Raw genomic sequence first — 16,185 nt, forward strand, 5'->3', positions numbered from 1 at the left:
TCCTCCCGAGGCGCGGACCGAGGCATTCCGTCCGCTGGAGAAATGAGTAAATCGATTTTTCTGAGTTGTAAATCGTTTAATCGTGGGTATTTTACCCGTCGAGCGCATGTCGCCCCAAAGTGTGATGCGGTTTTGGGATAACGACAAGTGCAAAGCAAAAATACGCGATGCGGATCGCGCCGGGAGGAATCGTCATGCCAAACAGGGCCTTGCCGCTGGTCATCAGCGCGCCGGAACCACGCACGCTCGAGCTGATCTTCATCCCGCCACAGCTGGCGCGCCTCAGGGCGCATTACCGCATTGTAGAGACGACGGCCGACGGCGTGGCGAAACTGCCGGCCGATGTGCTGGCCGAAGCCCGCTATATCATCGGCCAGCCACCAATCTCGCCTGAGACGCTGGAAGCTATGAAGGCGCTGCGCTGCGTCTTCAATGTCGAGACCAACCTCGTCAACAACATGCCCTACGAGACGCTGTTTGCGCGCGGCATCCATGTCGTCACCACCGGCCTGGTCTTTGCCGAGCCGGTGGCCGAGCTCGGGCTTGCCATGGCGCTCAATCTCGCCCGCAACATCGTCGATGCCGACCTCGCTTTCCGCAAAGGCGAGGAGCTGTGGGGCGGCGACGGCAACCTCACCGCGCGGCTGCTGTCGGGCGCCGATGTCGGCATCATCGGCTTCGGCGATCTCGGCCGGGCGCTGAACCGCCTGCTGTCGGGTTTCCGCACCCGCACCAAGGTGTTCGATCCCTGGCTGCCGCCGTCGATCCTGATCGACAATGGCGTCGAGCCGGCTTCGCTCGACGATGTGCTGACATCGAGCGACTTCGTCTTCGTCGTCGCTTCGGTGACCTCGGAGAACCAGGGTTTCCTCGGCGCCGATGCTTTTGCCAGCATGCGCAAGGGTGCGGCCTTCATCCTGCTCAGCCGCGCCGGTGTCGTCGACTTCCCTGCTTTGATGGCGGCGGTAAAGAGCGGCCACATCGTTGCCGCCAGTGACGTCTTCCCGGAAGAGCCGCTGGCGCGGGACCATCCGGTCCGTACAATCCCCGGCTTCCTGCGCTCCGCCCACCGCGCCGGCGCGCTCGACATCGCCTTCAAGCGCATGGGCGACATGGTGCTGGAAGACATGGACCTGATCGACCGCGGCCTGCCGCCGCTGCGCTCCAAGCGCGCCGAGCGCGAGACGGTGTCGAGGATGCGCTCGAAGCCGGCGGATCGGAATTGATGGCAGGCGGGGGACCGTTTCGCTGATTTGTCCGTGGTTTGAGAAACACCGCGCGCCGTCCACAAGCTCAAACCCGCTATGACCGCGCCATGACCGTGCTCTCCGCAGGCGATTGCAATATTACTAATTTAGTGACAACTTAATTAAGGATGCTGGCAACAGATCCCAGCCCACGGGTTGGAAATGGGGGTGGAAAGAGACATGTACTTTCCGCAATTTCTGGTCGGGATGTCTGCAACGACAATCGGCGTTGCAATCTGGGTCTATCTGGAGACCGGGTCGATCTGGGCGACCCTTGGATGGTCAGTGCTGACACTGGTAATCCTGCAGGTCGGTTACTTCGGCCTGGTCGTTCACCTGGTGTTTAGGCGATCATCGGAACCATCGGACGCACGCTCGGCGGCGGATCCGACAAGCCCGCTTTTATTCCAGACTTTCTGAACGGGCGAGATCGAAGGCCACGTCGGCGATAGCCCCAGGCGCATGGACGACATGCTGCCAGAGGCCATGGGCCTGATCGACCACGGCCTGCCGACGCTGCGCTCCAAGCGCGCCGAGCGCGAGACGGTGTCGAGGATGCGCTCGAAGCCGGCGGACAGGAACTAGTTACCGCTCGTTGAGCGGCCAGATCTCGATCACCCCATGGGCCACCGCACAAGGCGATTTCGAGGCCAGCGCGATCGCCTCGTCCATGTCGCTGGCTTCCATGATCGAAAAGCCGGCGATGGGCAGGTCCGACGAGAGATAGGGCCCGGTTTCGGTCAGCACGCCGCTGGCGTCCGGATTTCGCACCTGCACCGGTGTTTCGGCGATGCCCATCACCACGCCGCGCTGCTTGAGCGATGCATCGTGTTCAAGGGCTGCCTGCCTGACATCCTGCGGCGTCCGGTCATATCCGGCCCGGTCGCCATAGCCGATGGTGATATACTTGGGCATGATTGGTTCCTCCATGTTCGAGGACAATGGCTGGGCAGCCGTGGTGGTTCCGGCAAAGCCAGCCGGCACGCTCGGCTGAAGCCCGGTCGGCGCGGGAACCTTTGTCCGGTGCTGGCGTTTTCTAGCCGGATCGTTCCCATTCGATCCAGACCCTCCAAACAATGCCCCGCCAGGCCTAGCCGGCGGGGTATTGATTTTGGCTATGACATGAGGACTTGCAGGAATCTCGCGGAACCATCCTTCCGCCGGATAGTTTTCAAGGCAGCCGGGCGGTGGGAAGCCCGGCGTACTCCACGGAGGCCCGTCACGATTCGCGTCGGTGGCGGGCCTTTTTTTCACTCCCGGGCCGTTAGGGCTGGAGGCGGCCCGCTCGCCGCGCTATCCGGCAGCGACGCCGGCAGCCGAGCGATTGGCCAGCACCAGCCCGACCTCGCCGACAACCTGCTCGACGCGCTTCAGGATGGGTTCGGCCTTCAGCACGCCGTCGGAAAAATCCTTGTCCGTGGCGTAGACCCCTGTCGGCAGCGTCAGCGCCTCGAAGAAGCCGAACAGCGGCCGCAACTGGTGCTCGACGATCAGCGCATGGCGATCATTGCCGCCGGTGGCGAGCAGCACCACCGGCTTGCCGCGCAAGGAAGCGGGATCGAACAGATCGAAGAAGTGCTTGAACAGGCCGGTGTAGCTGCCCTTGTAGGTCGGTGATCCCACCACCAGGACATCGGCATTGACGACGCTGTCGAAAATCGTCCGCGCCTGGCCGTCGAGATCGCGCGCCCATTTGGCGGCGCCCAGCGAGGGGCCAAGATCTTCAATGTCATAGGTGCTCGCCGACAGGCCATGCTGGCGCGCAATGTCCCTGACGACCTGGTCGACGAAGCCACGCGTCTTGGACGGCCGGGTGAAATTGCCGGAAAACCCGACGACGGTTGGATTGGGCATATTCTGGCACCTCTCGCGCGGCGGGCAGGCCCGCTTCATACCGCATATTTACAGGCGTACGCCTGCCGCAAGAAGCAAGGATAGGCCCTCCAGCGCTGTTCCTGAGGAATTTCTTTCCGTTTGCCCGAACCGTTCGCGAGAAACCGAACAGTCTGTAAGCGCAAAACGACGTTGGCGGCAGCCGTGCCTCGCGCTAGGGCTTTTTCAGGACTATGTCAGACCATATCCCGACGCGGTTCGCCGCCACTTCGCCCAGGAGACGCTTCGTGCCCAAAGGTTCAGACCTGCTTGTAGCCGCCCTCGAGAATGAGGGCGTCGATCGCATCTTCGGCATTCCGGGCGAAGAAAACCTCGATGTCGTCGAATCCATCCGCAAATCCTCGATCCAGCTGATCCTGACCCGCCATGAGCAGGCAGCCGCCTTCATGGCCGCCACCCATGGCAGGCTCACCGGCAAGCCTGGTGTGTGCATCACCACGCTCGGGCCCGGTGCCTTGAACCTGACGACCGGCGCTGCCTATGCGTTGCTCGGAGCGATGCCGATGATCATGATCACCGGGCAGAAGGGCATCCGGTCGTCGCGCCAGGCTCGCTTCCAGATCGTCGACATCGTTGCGGCGATGAAGCCGCTGACCAAGCTGTCGCGGCAGATCATCTCGCCGAGGACAATTCCCGCCGTGGTGCGGGAAGCCTTTCGCATTGCCGAGGAGGAACGGCCGGGACCGGTGCATCTGGAACTGCCCGAAGACATCGCGGCGGAAGAATGCGACGATGTCGCGCTGATCCCGCCGCACCCGGTCGAACTGCCGCTGGCGCGCCCGCTCGCCCTCGACCGCGCCGCTGAGATGATCATCAAGGCACAGCGTCCGCTGGCGATGCTCGGTGCCGCCGCATCGCGGCCGCGCTCGACCTCGGATCTCGCCCAGTTCGTGATCAGGACCGGCATTCCTTATTTCACGACGCAGATGGGCAAGGGCACGGTGCCCGGCGGCACCGAGCTTTACATGGGCACCGCCGCGCTCTCCGAGCGCGACTATGTGCATGAGGCGATCGAACAGGCCGACCTCATCATCACCATCGGCCACGACACGATCGAGAAGCCGCCCTTCATCATGGGCGACAAGGGACCGAAAGTGATCCATGTCGGCTACCAGCCAGCAAATGTCGAACAGGTCTATTTCCCGCAGACCGAAGTGATCGGCGACATCGGCGCGTCGCTCAGGCTGCTTGCCGACCGCATCGAGGGCAAGATCCCCAACGCACAGGCGCTGCTGCCGCTGCGCGAAGGGATATTGAACCGTATTGCCGCGCGCGCCACCGAAGACCGTTTCACGCCGCAGCGCCTGGTCCATGATATCCGCGCGGTGATGCCGGCTGACGGCATCCTGGCGCTCGACAACGGCATGTACAAGATCTGGTTTGCGCGCAACTACCGCACGCGTGTCGCCAACACGCTGCTGCTCGACAATGCTCTGGCCACGATGGGCGCCGGCCTGCCGTCGGCGATGACGGCGGCGATGCTCTATCCCGGGCGCCGCGTCATGGCGATCTGCGGCGATGGCGGCTTCATGATGAACAGCCAGGAGCTGGAAACCGCCGTCAGGCTGAAACTCAACCTGGTCGTGCTGATCATCGAGGACAACGCGTTCGGCATGATCCGCTGGAAGCAGGCGGTCGACCAGTTTCCCGATTTCGGCATGACCTTCGGCAACCCCGATTTCGTAAGATATGCCGAGGCCTATGGCGCCAAGGGCACCAGGGTCAGCGCCATTGCCGACCTCAAGCCGACGCTCGAAACGGCGTTCACCGCCGGCGGCGTCCATCTCGTCGTCGTCCCGATCGACTATTCGGAGAACGAGCGCGTCCTGGTCGAGGAACTGCGCCACCGGCTGCCGGCGCCACCGGAGGCTTGAGCGGCGATCAGGCCGCCCGGACTTTGGCGCTCCCACGCGCCCAGGCCGGCAGCCAGTCGCCATGCGCCGTAAGCAGCTCGTCGACCAGCGCCCAGATCTGGTCGAGGTCGAGTTCGGCCGCCGTATGCGGGTCCATCATCGCCGCGTGGTAGATGTGCTCGCGGTTCTCGGTCATCAGCGCCTGCACCGTCAGTTCCTGCACGTTGATGTTGGTACGGATCAGCGCGGTGAGCTGCGGCGGCAGCGCGCCAATATAGGTCGGCTGGATGCCTGAGGCGTCAACCAGGCATGGCACCTCGGCGGCGCAATTGTCCGGCAGCGAGGTGATGCAGCCATTGTTGCGGACATTGCCATAGATCACCGACGGCTCGCCGGTCCACACCGAATTCATGATCGAGGAGGCGTATTCCTTCGACTGCTCGACCTCGATGCGGTCGGCCGAGCGATAGGCCTCGGCCTGTCCCTTCCAGCGCTCGATCTGCTCGATGCAGCGCTTGGGATATTCGTCGAGCGGAATGCCGAATTTTTCGATCAGGTCGGGGCGCCCTTCCTTGATGAAATAGGGCGTGTATTCGGCGAAATGCTCCGAGCTTTCGGTGACGAAATAGCCGAGCCGCGTCAGCATCTCGTAGCGCACCTTGTTAGGGCAGCGCAGGTTCCAGCCGGGCTTCGGCGCCCTGCCCTCGCGATAGGCGCGGACAAGGTCGGGATAGAGGTTGCGGTAAGTGCCGTCCACCTGGCGATGCTCGAACTTGAGATAGAAGGCCATGTGGTTGATGCCGGCCGAGCGGTAGCGGATTTCCTCGTAGGGAATGTCGAGATCGTGCGCCAGCTCCATCGCCGTGCCTTGCACCGAATGGCAGAGGCCGACCTGCTTAATGGCTGGGTATTTCTCCGAGATCGCCCAGGTGTTGATCGCCATCGGGTTGACGTATTGCAGCATGATCGCGTCGGGACAGACAGCCAGCATGTCTTCGCAGATCTTCCACAAATGCGGCACGGTCCTGAGGCCACGCATGATGCCGCCGACGCCGAGCGTGTCGGCGATGGTCTGGCGCAGGCCGTATTTCTTCGGCACCTCGAAATCGGTAACGGTGCACGGCTCGTAGCCGCCGATCTGGAAGGCGACGACGACGAAATCGGCGCCGGCGAGCGCCTTCTTCTGGTCGGAATAGGTCTCGGCCTTAGCCTTCACGCCGAGCGTCGCGATCAGCTTGTTGACGACGATGGCACTCTCTTCCAGCCGCTGCGGATTGATATCCATCAGCGCGATCGTAGCATTCGACAGCGACGGCCGCTGCAGCACGTCGCCGACAATGTTCTTCATGAACACGGTCGAGCCGGCGCCGATGAAGGTGATCCTGGGATGTCTTGCCACTTTTAAACCTCCGGCACTTTGCTACGCCACATCGAACGCGGCTCTGACGAGCCGTTCGGTGTAGGCGGTCTTGGGATGGGTGAGGACCTCGTCGACGGGTCCCTGTTCGACGATCTTGCCGTTCTGCATGACGATGACGCGGTGGCAGAGCGCACGCACCACCTTGAGGTCGTGCGAAATGAAGAGATAGCTCAGGCCGCGCTCGTCCTGCAGCTTGCGCAACAGGTCGATGATCTGCGCCTGCACCGAGAGGTCGAGCGCCGAAGTCGGTTCGTCGAGCAGGATGAATTCGGGCTCCAGCGCGATGGCGCGGGCAATCGCGATGCGCTGCCGCTGGCCGCCGGAAAATTCGTGCGGAAAGCGCGAAAGAATATCGCCGGGCATGCCGGCGCTGACCAGCGCGTCGCGCACCCGCTCGACCCGCTCGCGCCGTGTCGCGCCCAACCTGTTGACGACCAGCCCTTCCTCGATGATCTGGCCGATCGTCATGCGCGGATTGAGCGAGGAAAACGGATCCTGGAAGACGACCTGCATGCGAGAGCGCAGCGGCCGCATCTCGGCGCGCGACAGGCCCTGGATCGGCTGGCCGTCGAAGCTGATCTCGCCGCGCTTGGCATCGGTGAGTTTGAGCAGAGCGAGACCGAACGTGGTCTTGCCGGAGCCGGATTCACCAACCAGCCCAAGTGTTTCGTGGCGGCAAAGTTTCAGGCCGAGATCGTCGACGGCGACCAGTTCGCGCCAGTCCGGCTTCAGGAACGAGCCATGGCGCAGCATGAAGCAGACGCGCATGTCGCGTGCCTCGAGGATGGTGCCGCTGTTCTGAGGCAGCGGCTGCGGTTTGCCGTGCGGCTCGGAGGCGAGCAACCGTTTGGTGTAGGGATGCTGCGGGTCAGCGAACAGGCGCTCGGTCACGTTGTGCTCGCACATCTCGCCATACTGCATGACATAGACATAGTCGGAGAATTTCCGCACCACGGTGAGGTCGTGGGTGATCAGGATCACCGCCATCCTGAGCTCTTTTTGCAGATTGCGGATCAGGTTGAGAATCTGCGCCTGGACCGTGACGTCGAGCGCGGTCGTCGGCTCATCGGCGATCAGCACATCGGGGTCGTTGGCGAGCGCCATGGCGATCATCACACGCTGGCGCTGCCCGCCCGACATCTGGTGCGGATACTGCTTGATGCGCGCTTCCGGCTCGGGGATCTGGACATGCCGCAGCAGCTCGAGCGCCCGCGCCCAGGCTTGCTTGCGGCTCACCTTGCGGTGCACCCGGATTGCTTCGACGATCTGGCTGCCCACCGTGTAGATCGGGTTGAGCGAGCTCATCGGCTCCTGGAAGATCATCGAGATGCGGTTGCCGCGCAGCTTGCGCCGTGCGCTCTCCGGAAATTTCAGTATGTCCTGCCCGCAATAGTCGACGGTTGATTTCGCCGACACGGTGGCCCGCTTTGACAAGAGCCCCATAACGGTGCGCGCCGTCACCGACTTTCCCGAGCCGGACTCGCCAACGATAGCGATGGTCTCGCCGCGATAGAGCTGGAACGAGACGTCCTTCACCGCCTCGACGACGCCGTGCTCGACCTTGAATGCGACCTCGACGTTGCGGGCATCGATGATCGGTTGGTCGTGGCGTCCGGCATGGTCGAGCCGGACGGCTGGTGCGAAGGTGGCTGCGAGCGCGACGGTCATCCTGGTCACCTCAATAGGGATCGACGGCATCGCGCAGGCCGTCGCCCAGCGCGTTGAAGGCAAAGACGGTGATCAGCACGAAGCCGACCGGCGACAGGATCCACGGATAGGTGCCGATGACCGAATAGGTCGCGGTGTCCTGCAGCATCAGACCCCACGAGATCAGCGGCGGTTTCACCGCGAAGCCGAGGAAGCCGAGGAAGGCTTCGAGCAGCACCACCGTCGGGATCGCGATGGTCACGGCAACGATGACGTGGCTCATCACATTGGGGAAAATGTGCTGCATGATGATGCGCATGTCGGTGGCGCCGACCGCCATGGCGGCGCGCACATAGTCGATCCGCGCCAGCGCCAGCGTCTTGCCGCGCACCTCGCGCGACATCTGCGCCCAGCCCAGCGCCGACATGACGATGATGACGAAGGCGAGGAAGACATTGGTCGGCGCGGTCACCGGGATCAGCGTCGTCAGCGCCAGATAAAGCGGCAGTTGCGGGAAGGCGAGCACCAGTTCGACGAAGCGCTGCACCCAGACGTCGAACCGGCCGCCGAAATAGCCCGAGACCATGCCGACCGTGGTGCCGATGACGGTGATGATGAACACTACCGTCAGCGCGATCATCAGCGAAACGCGCGAACCCTGGATAGCCCGCGACAGCACATCCCGGCCGAATTTGTCGGTGCCGAGGAAATGCACCGGTAGGCCGTCGGTCGAGGCGAAGAAATGGCGGTTGGCGGGGATCAGCCCCAGCAGCCGGTACTCGGCACCCCTAACGAAGAAGCCGAGCAGGCGCGGATGCTCGTAGTCCGGCCCGACGACCGGCTGGAAGGTGACCGGGTCGAGGTCAGCCGAATCCGCCAGCGCATAGACCCGCGGCTGGAGCACGAAATTGCCGTCCTTGTCGTGAAAACTCATCACCTGCGGCGGAGCGAAACCGACATCGGTCGCCTTGGGGTCCATCGGCGCGAAGAAATCGGCAAACAGCGCCATCAGCACTAGAAGCACGACAAGAATCAGCCCGGCCATGCCGGTCCAGGAGCGCCGCAGCCGGCGCCAGACCAGCGCCATATAGCTTTCATTGCCGCGCGGTGTCGGAATCGCTGTTGCTTCGGCCGGCGGCGGCGGGGATGGGTCGCGTGCCAGCATCTAGCTCTCCCCGAACTGGCGCACGCGCGGGTCAAGCAGCGCAAGCAGCATGTCGGCGATGATGTTGCCGACGATCAGCGTTGCCGAAAGCACCATCATGAACGTCGCCGTGACATAGACGTCGCCGACCGCCATCGAACCGACAATCGCCGGCCCGACCGTCGGCAGCGCGAAGATGATCGCCGTCTCGATCTCGCCTGTCAGCATGTAGGGCAGCACCACACCCTGATACATGATGAGCGGGTGCAGCGCGTTGGGTACGGCATGGCGCATGACGACGGCAGCGCCGGTAAGCCCCTTGGCCTTGGCCGTCTCGACATACTGGGCGTTGAGCGTATCGAGCAGATTGCCGCGCATGACGCGCATATTGTAGGCGAGCCCGCCAAAGGTGGCGATCGCCACCACCGGCCAGACATGTTTGACGAGGTCGGCAAACTTCGCCCACGACCACGGCGCGCCGCCATATTGCGGCGAAAAGAAGCTGCCGATCTCCGACACGTTGAACTGGAAGACCATGAGATAGAGGATGATCAGCGCCATCAGGAAGCGCGGCACGGTCATGCCGAGGAAGGAGATGGCCGACAGCGTCGAGTCGATCCAGGTGTACTGCCGGGTTGCCGCCCAGATGCCGAAGCTGATGCCGAGCACCGAAGCGAGCAGATGGCAGACCAGCGCCAGCAGCAGTGTGCGCGGCAGCCGTTCGCCGACCACGGCGGCGACCGGCTTGTTGTAGTAGAGGCTGTAGCCGAAATCGCCGCGGGTGACGATGCCGGCGATCCAGTTCACGTACTGAACCGGCAGCGGTTTATCGAGACCATGCTCGACGCGGTAGGCCTGCGCTTGCGCGTCGGCTTCGGCAAAAGACGCGCCGCCCTGGTTGATGAGCTGCGAGCGGATATAGTCGGCATAGTCGCCCGGCGGCGCCTGGATAATGGCGAAGGTGACCAGGCTCAGGATGACCATAACCGGTAACGCCGATGCTATGCGCATGGCCAGGAATCGCAGCACCGTCTCGCCTCCTCGTTGCAGGTTTCGGGATTCTCTGCCGCTGACCTTACTCCGTCCCGGCCGCGCGTGCAGCGCGGCCGGGCGTCAGCCAGGGGAGGTAACTCAGTTTGTCGGACCCTTGTCGCCGGGCTTGCCGGGAAGCTGCTCGGGAAAGAGTTCGTATTTCTGCTGCTTGTCGGCCGCGACGAACACGCGTTCGCGCACGATCGAATCCTCGGCCCAATTGAACATGAAGATCGGCGTTCCCTGCGGAATGTTGGAGAAGCGCTTGTTGATGATCAAGGCGCCGGGATATTCCGTTAGGCCGACATTGTAGACATGCTCGGTCGAGATCTTCTGGAACTCCTTCATCAGGCTGGCGCGCTCGTCATTGTCTGACGAGGAGACGAACTTGTTGACGATGTCGACGAGATCCTTTTCGAAAGGCATCAGGTCGACCTGGCCGCTTTCCGGCGCGCGGTGATCCCAACTGGTCTTGGGGCCGACGGGAGCGAGTTGCACAGTATTCTGCACGACGGAGGTCAACTCCTGCTCGTTGCGCCGGATCAGCCAGTCGAAGCGGCCGGAATATTGCGTGGCATCGCGCTGGGTGCCATTGAGGCCGTTGAGCACGACCCTCAAGCCCAGCTTCTCCATCTGCGCGACGACGCCTTCCGCAAGGCTCTTGTCGGTGGTGTAGTCGTTGTTGACCAGCATCACGATCTCGACATCCTTGCCGCCGGCGGTGCCGGCTGGGAAGTTCACGATACCGTCGCCGTCCGTATCCTTGAGGCCGGCCTTGGCGAGCTCCGCCTTGGCGCCTTCGAGATCGAAGGGGTAGTAGACGGTCGAGTTGCGGTCATAGAAGCTGGTGCCGGAAGAAAAGCCGCCGGGGTAGATGGCGGTGAACGGACCCTTGACCAGCGAGTCGCCGAGCGCCTTGCGGTCGAGCGCCATGGTGATGCCCTTGCGGAAGTCCTCATTGCGGTTGAGCTCGCGGATCGCCTGACCGCGTTCGTCCGGGTTGCCCCAGCCATTGGCGGAGAAATTCATGCGCAGATTGTAGCCGATCAGGCGCGGGCCGAAGGCGAGCCGGGCCGGTGCGTCCTTGTCCGCCGCGCGCTTCAGCGAAGCGACGAAGTTTTCCGGCTGCTCGAGATTGGAGAAATCGGCGGCTCCGGCAACAGCCTGGACATCGCGGTCGGCCCAGGTCGACAGCTTATAGTGCAGCTCGTTGAGATAGGGCAGTTGGTTCCCCTTCTCGTCGACCTTCCAGTAGTAGGGATTGCGGCGAAGGACGATGATGTCATCGGGCCGATACTCCACCGGCACCCAGGCGCCCATCACCGGCATATTCATATATTCCGGCGGGAACGCATTCTTGAACTGATCGTAGGTGTTCTTCGAATATTTCGGATGCTGCGGTTTCAATATATGCGCGGGGCCGGGGCAGAAAGTGCCATAGGCCATGGCATAGAGATACTGCTTGGGAAAGGCGTCCTTGAACGTCCATTCGACGGTGTAGTCGTCGATCTTCTTCAGCGTCGTGCCGACACCGAAGGTTTCCGCTGTGGCGCCGTTTAGCGGCGAGACATTGGGATCGACCACTTCGTCGTCCCAGTAGAACATGACATCGTCGGCATTGAACGCAACGCCGTCAGACCATTTGGCGCCTTCGACCAGGTGCATCGTCAGCGTGTGGCCGTCCTTCGACCAGTCCCAGCTTTTGGCGAGGTTCGGCAGCGGTTCGGTGTCCTTGGCCTCGACCTGGAACAAGGGCGCGGTGCGCGTCAGGCATTCGGAGAGGCCGATGTCGATGCCGCCCCATCCTTGCGTCTGGCCGGCGCCATAGTTCCAGCCCTCCGGCCGGCCGCCAATGACGTGGCGCATGGTGTCGCCATAGACGCCGATGCCGTCCGGCATGTTGCTGGTCTTGAACACCAGCGGCTCCTTCGGCAGGCGATCCTTGACCGGTGGCAGCTTGCCGGTCTTGACGTATTTTTCGGTGACCCAGTCGGGCTCGTGATATTCGGGCAGCGCCTTGAATTCCAGGATGGAATCGCGGGCGACATATTTGATCTTGCCCTCGGCTGGAAACTGCGCCGGCACCGGCGGCACGGTCGGCTCCGATGCGTATGCGCTGCTGAGCGCCGATGCCGAGACGCTCAGCGCCATGCCGGCGAGAATGCCAATTCTTCGCCCGGCGAGAATGCGAATTCTGCGAAAGTTCCTCATAGTCTCCTCCCAGATGTTTCGACGTCTGCTGCTGCCTGCATCACTTCACGACGGCTGATTGGCGAACCGGCCTCCCGCGGTTCGCCGCAAGCATTTCAGCCGGCCTGTTTCAGTGCCGTCTTCTCGGCGCGCAGCTCCTCGATCGAGCGCACATTGCGCCGCGCCGCGCCCGCCCAGTCGCGGGTCTTCACCTTCGATTTCGAAAGCCGTTCCTTGGCCGACGGCACGGCCTCGGCGTATTGCGGCAGCCAACGCGCCTGGGCGACGACCATCTCGTCGACCATCTGCCAAACCTCTTCCGGCGTCGACACCGCACCCACCAGCGGATCGTGCAGCACGGCGAGTTTCAACAGGTCGATGTCACCTGATATCGCCGCATGCACCGACATGCGCTGGACGTTGATCGACGAAATGCAGGTGGCCGCGCACGCTTCCGGCAGCGTGATGCCGGAAGCCATGTTGATGCCGAAGCGGTCGACGAAGCCAGGCGACTCGATGATGGCGTCCTGCGGCAGATTGGTGATGATGCCGGTGTTCTTGACGTTGAAATGACCGCGATAGACGCGGTTGGTCTCCAGCGCTTCGAGGATGCGGCTGGCATGCTCGTTGGAGCGCTTGGCCGGATCGATCGGCTGCGACGCCGCTTCGAGGAACTGCGGATACTCCGTCTCGAACCAGTTGCGCGTTTCGGTGGAATAGCGGAGGTAGCCGCCGGTCTCGCCGTGGATCCAGTCGGACATGTCGATCCAGCGGGTGATTTCGTCCGGCCGCTTGCGATACCAGGGCAGATATTCGGAAAGATGGCCGTTGCTTTCGGTTGAGTAGACACCGAAGCGCTTCAGCACGTCGATACGCAGTTTCTCCTGCTGCGAGTACACCGGATGCGCCTCGAAGGCGGCGACCAGTTCGTCCTTGCCTATTCTGCGGCCGTTGAGGCGCAGATCGATGAACCAGGTCTGATGGTTGATGCCGGAGCAGACATAGTCGAGTTCGCCATGCGATTTGGCGCCGAGCACTTCGGCGATCTGTGCGGCGCCGTGCTGGACGCCGTGGCACAAGCCGACCGTGTCGACCTTGCCGTACTCGATCGCCGCCCAGGTGTTCATCGCCATCGGGTTGGCATAATTGAGGAATTTGGCGCCCGGCTCGGCGACCTCCAATATGTCCTTGCAGAAGTCGAGGATGACCGGAATGTTGCGCTGGCCGTAGAGGATGCCGCCGGCGCAGATCGTGTCACCGACGCACTGGTCGATGCCGTATTTCAAGGGAATGCGGATGTCGTCGGCATAGGCTTCGAGCCCGCCGACCCGCACGCAGCTGATGACATAGCGCGCGCCTTCGAGCGCCTTGCGGCGGTCGGTGGTCGCGGTGACCTTTGTCGGCAGACTGTTGGCCTCGACGATGCGGTCGAGGATCGCCTTGATCATCCCGAGATTGTGCTCGCTGAGATCGGTCAGCGCGAATTCGATGTCGGCGAATTCCGGAACGCACAAAATGTCGGTGAACAGCTTTTTGGTGAAGCCGACACTACCGGCGCCGATAATAGCGATTTTGAAACTCATCACCTTCACCTCGATCCAGTCGAATGCCAGGCAAGGAGCAACGGAGGAGCGCATGGCGGCGCGCCGTGGCGCGCATGCCATTCGAGCCGGAATTCCGGCTCATTCTCCTCCCGCCCGCTCCTCGACCGCGGGTCTTTCGCGTTCTCAGGATTTGGATTATGCCGTTATTCCAGGGCGCGGCCAGAGAACGTTTATGCTTTCGAGGGTAATTTTGTGCTGCGTGACCTGATCGCGAACGGACAGTTGATGCGCACCATCTCGCTGCCGCGCGGCCGCCAGCGCCTGCATGCCATGCCGACCAGCACCGGCTATGAGGTGCGCGAGGGTGTCACCTACGACTGGGATGGGCGAAAGCGCGGCCAGACACCATTTACCGTGCTGCAGCACACTATCAGCGGCACTGGCCAGCTGCGCTACGAAAACCGCAACTACCGCCTGCAGGCGAACGACACGCTGCTGGTTCTGGTGCCGCACAACCATCGCTACTGGCTGGAGAAAGGCGACCGCTGGGAATATTTCTGGATCTCGATGAATGGCGAAGAGGCGCTGCGCATCCACAAATCCATTCTCAGCGTCTCCGGCCCGGTGTTCCGGCTGCAGCCGGAGACGATCGATCATCTCGCCGATTGCAGCCTGCGCCTGATCAAGGGCGGCGCTTCGCCGGGCGCTGCTTCGGCGATCGCCTACGAGGCGGCGATGGCGCTTTACGACGATGTCTTCGGCTCGCACGCCTTCACCGAGAAACAGAGCGCCATGCAGCCGGTGATCGACCATATCAACGCCAATCTCGACAAGCCCTTGCCGGTGGCCGATCTCGTCCAGATCAGCGGCCTCAGCCGCGCGCATTTCTCGCGGTGCTTCGCCGAAAGCGAAGGCATTCCGCCTGCCGAATTCGTGCTGCAGCAGCGGCTGCAGCGGGCAGCGAAACTTCTGACCAGGGCCGATTTCCTGCCGGTCAAGGAGGTCGCCATATTGTGCGGGTTCGAGGACGCCAACTATTTTTCGAAAGTCTTCCGCCGGCTCTACGGCATCAACCCGACGCAGTTCCGCACCACCGGCATGTATGCCAGCCTGGGCAACCACCGGTAAGGAGGGACTTCAGGCACTCTCACCCGATGCGGTTGCCGCTTTCCGGATCGAACAGGTGCAGCGCCGCCGGATCGGCGGACAGCCGCACCGTGTCGCCCGGCCGGATAGTGCTGCGCCCCATGACGAAGACGCAGACCAGCTGCCCCGCGAACCTGACATAGAACTGCGTCGACAGACCGAGCGGCTCGACCACCTCGACCTCGGCCTTGAGCGCTCCGTCGTCGACGAGCTGGATGTGTTCCGGCCGCAGCCCGACGGTGAGCTTGTCGCCATCCTTGAGCGGCAGACCATCAGGCAATCTCAGCTTCTGGCCGTCGGCCAGCACCGCATCGACCTTGCCACCCTTGGCGACCGTCGCCGGCAAAAAGTTCATGCCGGGCGAGCCGATGAAGCCGGCGACGAAGGTGTTGACCGGCCGGTCGTAAAGTTCGAGCGGATGGCCGACCTGTTGGACATAGCCGTCATGCATGACGACGATGCGGTCGGCCATGGTCATGGCTTCGATCTGGTCGTGCGTGACATAGACCGAAGTGGTTTTCAGCTGCTGGTGCAGCGCCTTGATCTCGGCGCGCATATGCACCCGCAGCTTGGCGTCGAGATTGCTGAGCGGTTCGTCGAAGAGGAACACTTTGGGATCGCGCACGATGGCGCGGCCCATGGCCACGCGCTGGCGTTGGCCCCCGGACAATTGCCGCGGCAGCCGGCCGAGGAAACTGTCGAGGCCGAGCCGCTTGGCGGCCGCCCCGACCCTGCCGTCGATCGTCGTCTTCTCCGCCTTCTTGAGCAGCAGGCTGAAGCCCATATTCGATGACACATCCATATGCGGGTAAAGCGCGTAGGACTGGAACACCATGGCAATGTCGCGGTCCTTGGGTGCTACGTCATTGACCAGCCGCTCGCCGATGCGGATCTCGCCGCCGGAAACCTCCTCCAGCCCGGCGATCATGCGCAACAGAGTCGACTTGCCGCAGCCGGACGGGCCGACCAACACGACGAATTCGCCATCGGCGATTTCGAGATCGACGCCGTGCAGGATGCGCAGCGAACCGTAGTCCTTCTCGACGTTTTGCAGCGTGACGGAAGCCAT

At 62.8% G+C, this 16,185-nt stretch carries 13 protein-coding genes; 4 read left to right on the forward strand and 9 right to left on the reverse strand.

Annotated features, from left to right (window positions below):
* The first annotated feature begins 194 nt into the window (after positions 1-194).
* Together AC04SH_RS13230 and AC04SH_RS13235 are read left to right on the forward strand one after the other, a co-directional pair.
* Positions 195-1,226 (forward strand): hydroxyacid dehydrogenase, encoded by a 1,032-nt coding sequence (locus tag AC04SH_RS13230; protein ID WP_488575342.1) that lies wholly within the window; start codon positions 195-197, stop codon positions 1,224-1,226.
* 201 nt (positions 1,227-1,427) lie between these two features.
* Positions 1,428-1,667: an exopolysaccharide production repressor protein gene (locus AC04SH_RS13235; protein ID WP_488575343.1), complete on the forward strand. Its 240-nt coding sequence runs from the start codon at positions 1,428-1,430 to the stop codon at positions 1,665-1,667.
* A 165-nt stretch (positions 1,668-1,832) separates the two neighbouring features.
* Here AC04SH_RS13235 and AC04SH_RS13240 read toward each other — a convergent pair whose 3' ends face one another.
* Both AC04SH_RS13240 and msuE read right to left on the reverse strand, forming a co-directional pair.
* Complete coding sequence (locus AC04SH_RS13240; protein ID WP_488575344.1) at positions 1,833-2,162, reverse strand: YciI family protein; 330 nt, start codon at positions 2,160-2,162, stop codon at positions 1,833-1,835.
* Between the two features lie 378 nt (positions 2,163-2,540).
* A complete protein-coding gene (gene msuE, locus AC04SH_RS13245) occupies positions 2,541-3,101 on the reverse strand; it encodes an FMN reductase (protein WP_477231672.1) in 561 nt (186 codons plus the stop codon).
* A gap of 266 nt (positions 3,102-3,367) precedes the next feature.
* Between msuE and AC04SH_RS13250 the strand changes: the two genes are divergently transcribed.
* Entirely contained in the window at positions 3,368-5,014 is a 1,647-nt protein-coding gene (locus tag AC04SH_RS13250) for an acetolactate synthase large subunit (protein WP_488575345.1), read from the forward strand.
* A gap of 7 nt (positions 5,015-5,021) precedes the next feature.
* Here the strand turns inward: AC04SH_RS13250 and melA (AC04SH_RS13255) are convergent, their stop codons facing one another.
* The 6 genes from melA (AC04SH_RS13255) to melA (AC04SH_RS13280) form a co-directional block, all read right to left on the reverse strand.
* Positions 5,022-6,392 carry an alpha-galactosidase gene (melA, locus tag AC04SH_RS13255; RefSeq protein ID WP_488575346.1) on the reverse strand — a complete coding sequence of 457 codons (1,371 nt, stop codon included), beginning with the start codon at positions 6,390-6,392 and terminating at the stop codon, positions 5,022-5,024.
* Positions 6,393-6,413: 21 nt separating this feature from the next.
* Positions 6,414-8,081, reverse strand: coding sequence for an ABC transporter ATP-binding protein (locus tag AC04SH_RS13260; protein ID WP_477231675.1), 1,668 nt, complete (start codon positions 8,079-8,081; stop codon positions 6,414-6,416).
* A gap of 10 nt (positions 8,082-8,091) precedes the next feature.
* A complete protein-coding gene (locus tag AC04SH_RS13265) occupies positions 8,092-9,225 on the reverse strand; it encodes an ABC transporter permease (protein WP_488575347.1) in 1,134 nt (377 codons plus the stop codon).
* On the reverse strand, positions 9,226-10,233 hold the full coding sequence (locus AC04SH_RS13270) for an ABC transporter permease (protein WP_488575348.1): 1,008 nt from the start codon (positions 10,231-10,233) through the stop codon (positions 9,226-9,228).
* A 102-nt stretch (positions 10,234-10,335) separates the two neighbouring features.
* Positions 10,336-12,447 carry an ABC transporter substrate-binding protein gene (locus AC04SH_RS13275; RefSeq protein WP_488575349.1) on the reverse strand — a complete coding sequence of 704 codons (2,112 nt, stop codon included), beginning with the start codon at positions 12,445-12,447 and terminating at the stop codon, positions 10,336-10,338.
* A 95-nt stretch (positions 12,448-12,542) separates the two neighbouring features.
* The gene (gene melA / locus AC04SH_RS13280) at positions 12,543-14,009 is read right to left on the reverse strand and encodes an alpha-galactosidase (RefSeq protein ID WP_488575350.1); all 1,467 of its coding nucleotides are present in this window, start codon (positions 14,007-14,009) and stop codon (positions 12,543-12,545) included.
* A 246-nt stretch (positions 14,010-14,255) separates the two neighbouring features.
* Here melA (AC04SH_RS13280) and AC04SH_RS13285 point away from each other — a divergent pair, with 246 nt between their 5' ends.
* On the forward strand, positions 14,256-15,098 hold the full coding sequence (locus AC04SH_RS13285; RefSeq protein ID WP_112562145.1) for an AraC family transcriptional regulator: 843 nt from the start codon (positions 14,256-14,258) through the stop codon (positions 15,096-15,098).
* Between the two features lie 19 nt (positions 15,099-15,117).
* On the opposite strand, the gene AC04SH_RS13290 is transcribed toward AC04SH_RS13285, so the two are convergent.
* Positions 15,118-16,185, reverse strand: coding sequence for an ABC transporter ATP-binding protein (locus AC04SH_RS13290; protein WP_488575351.1), 1,068 nt, complete (start codon positions 16,183-16,185; stop codon positions 15,118-15,120).

Source organism: Mesorhizobium sp. CNPSo 4688, assembly GCF_057784295.1.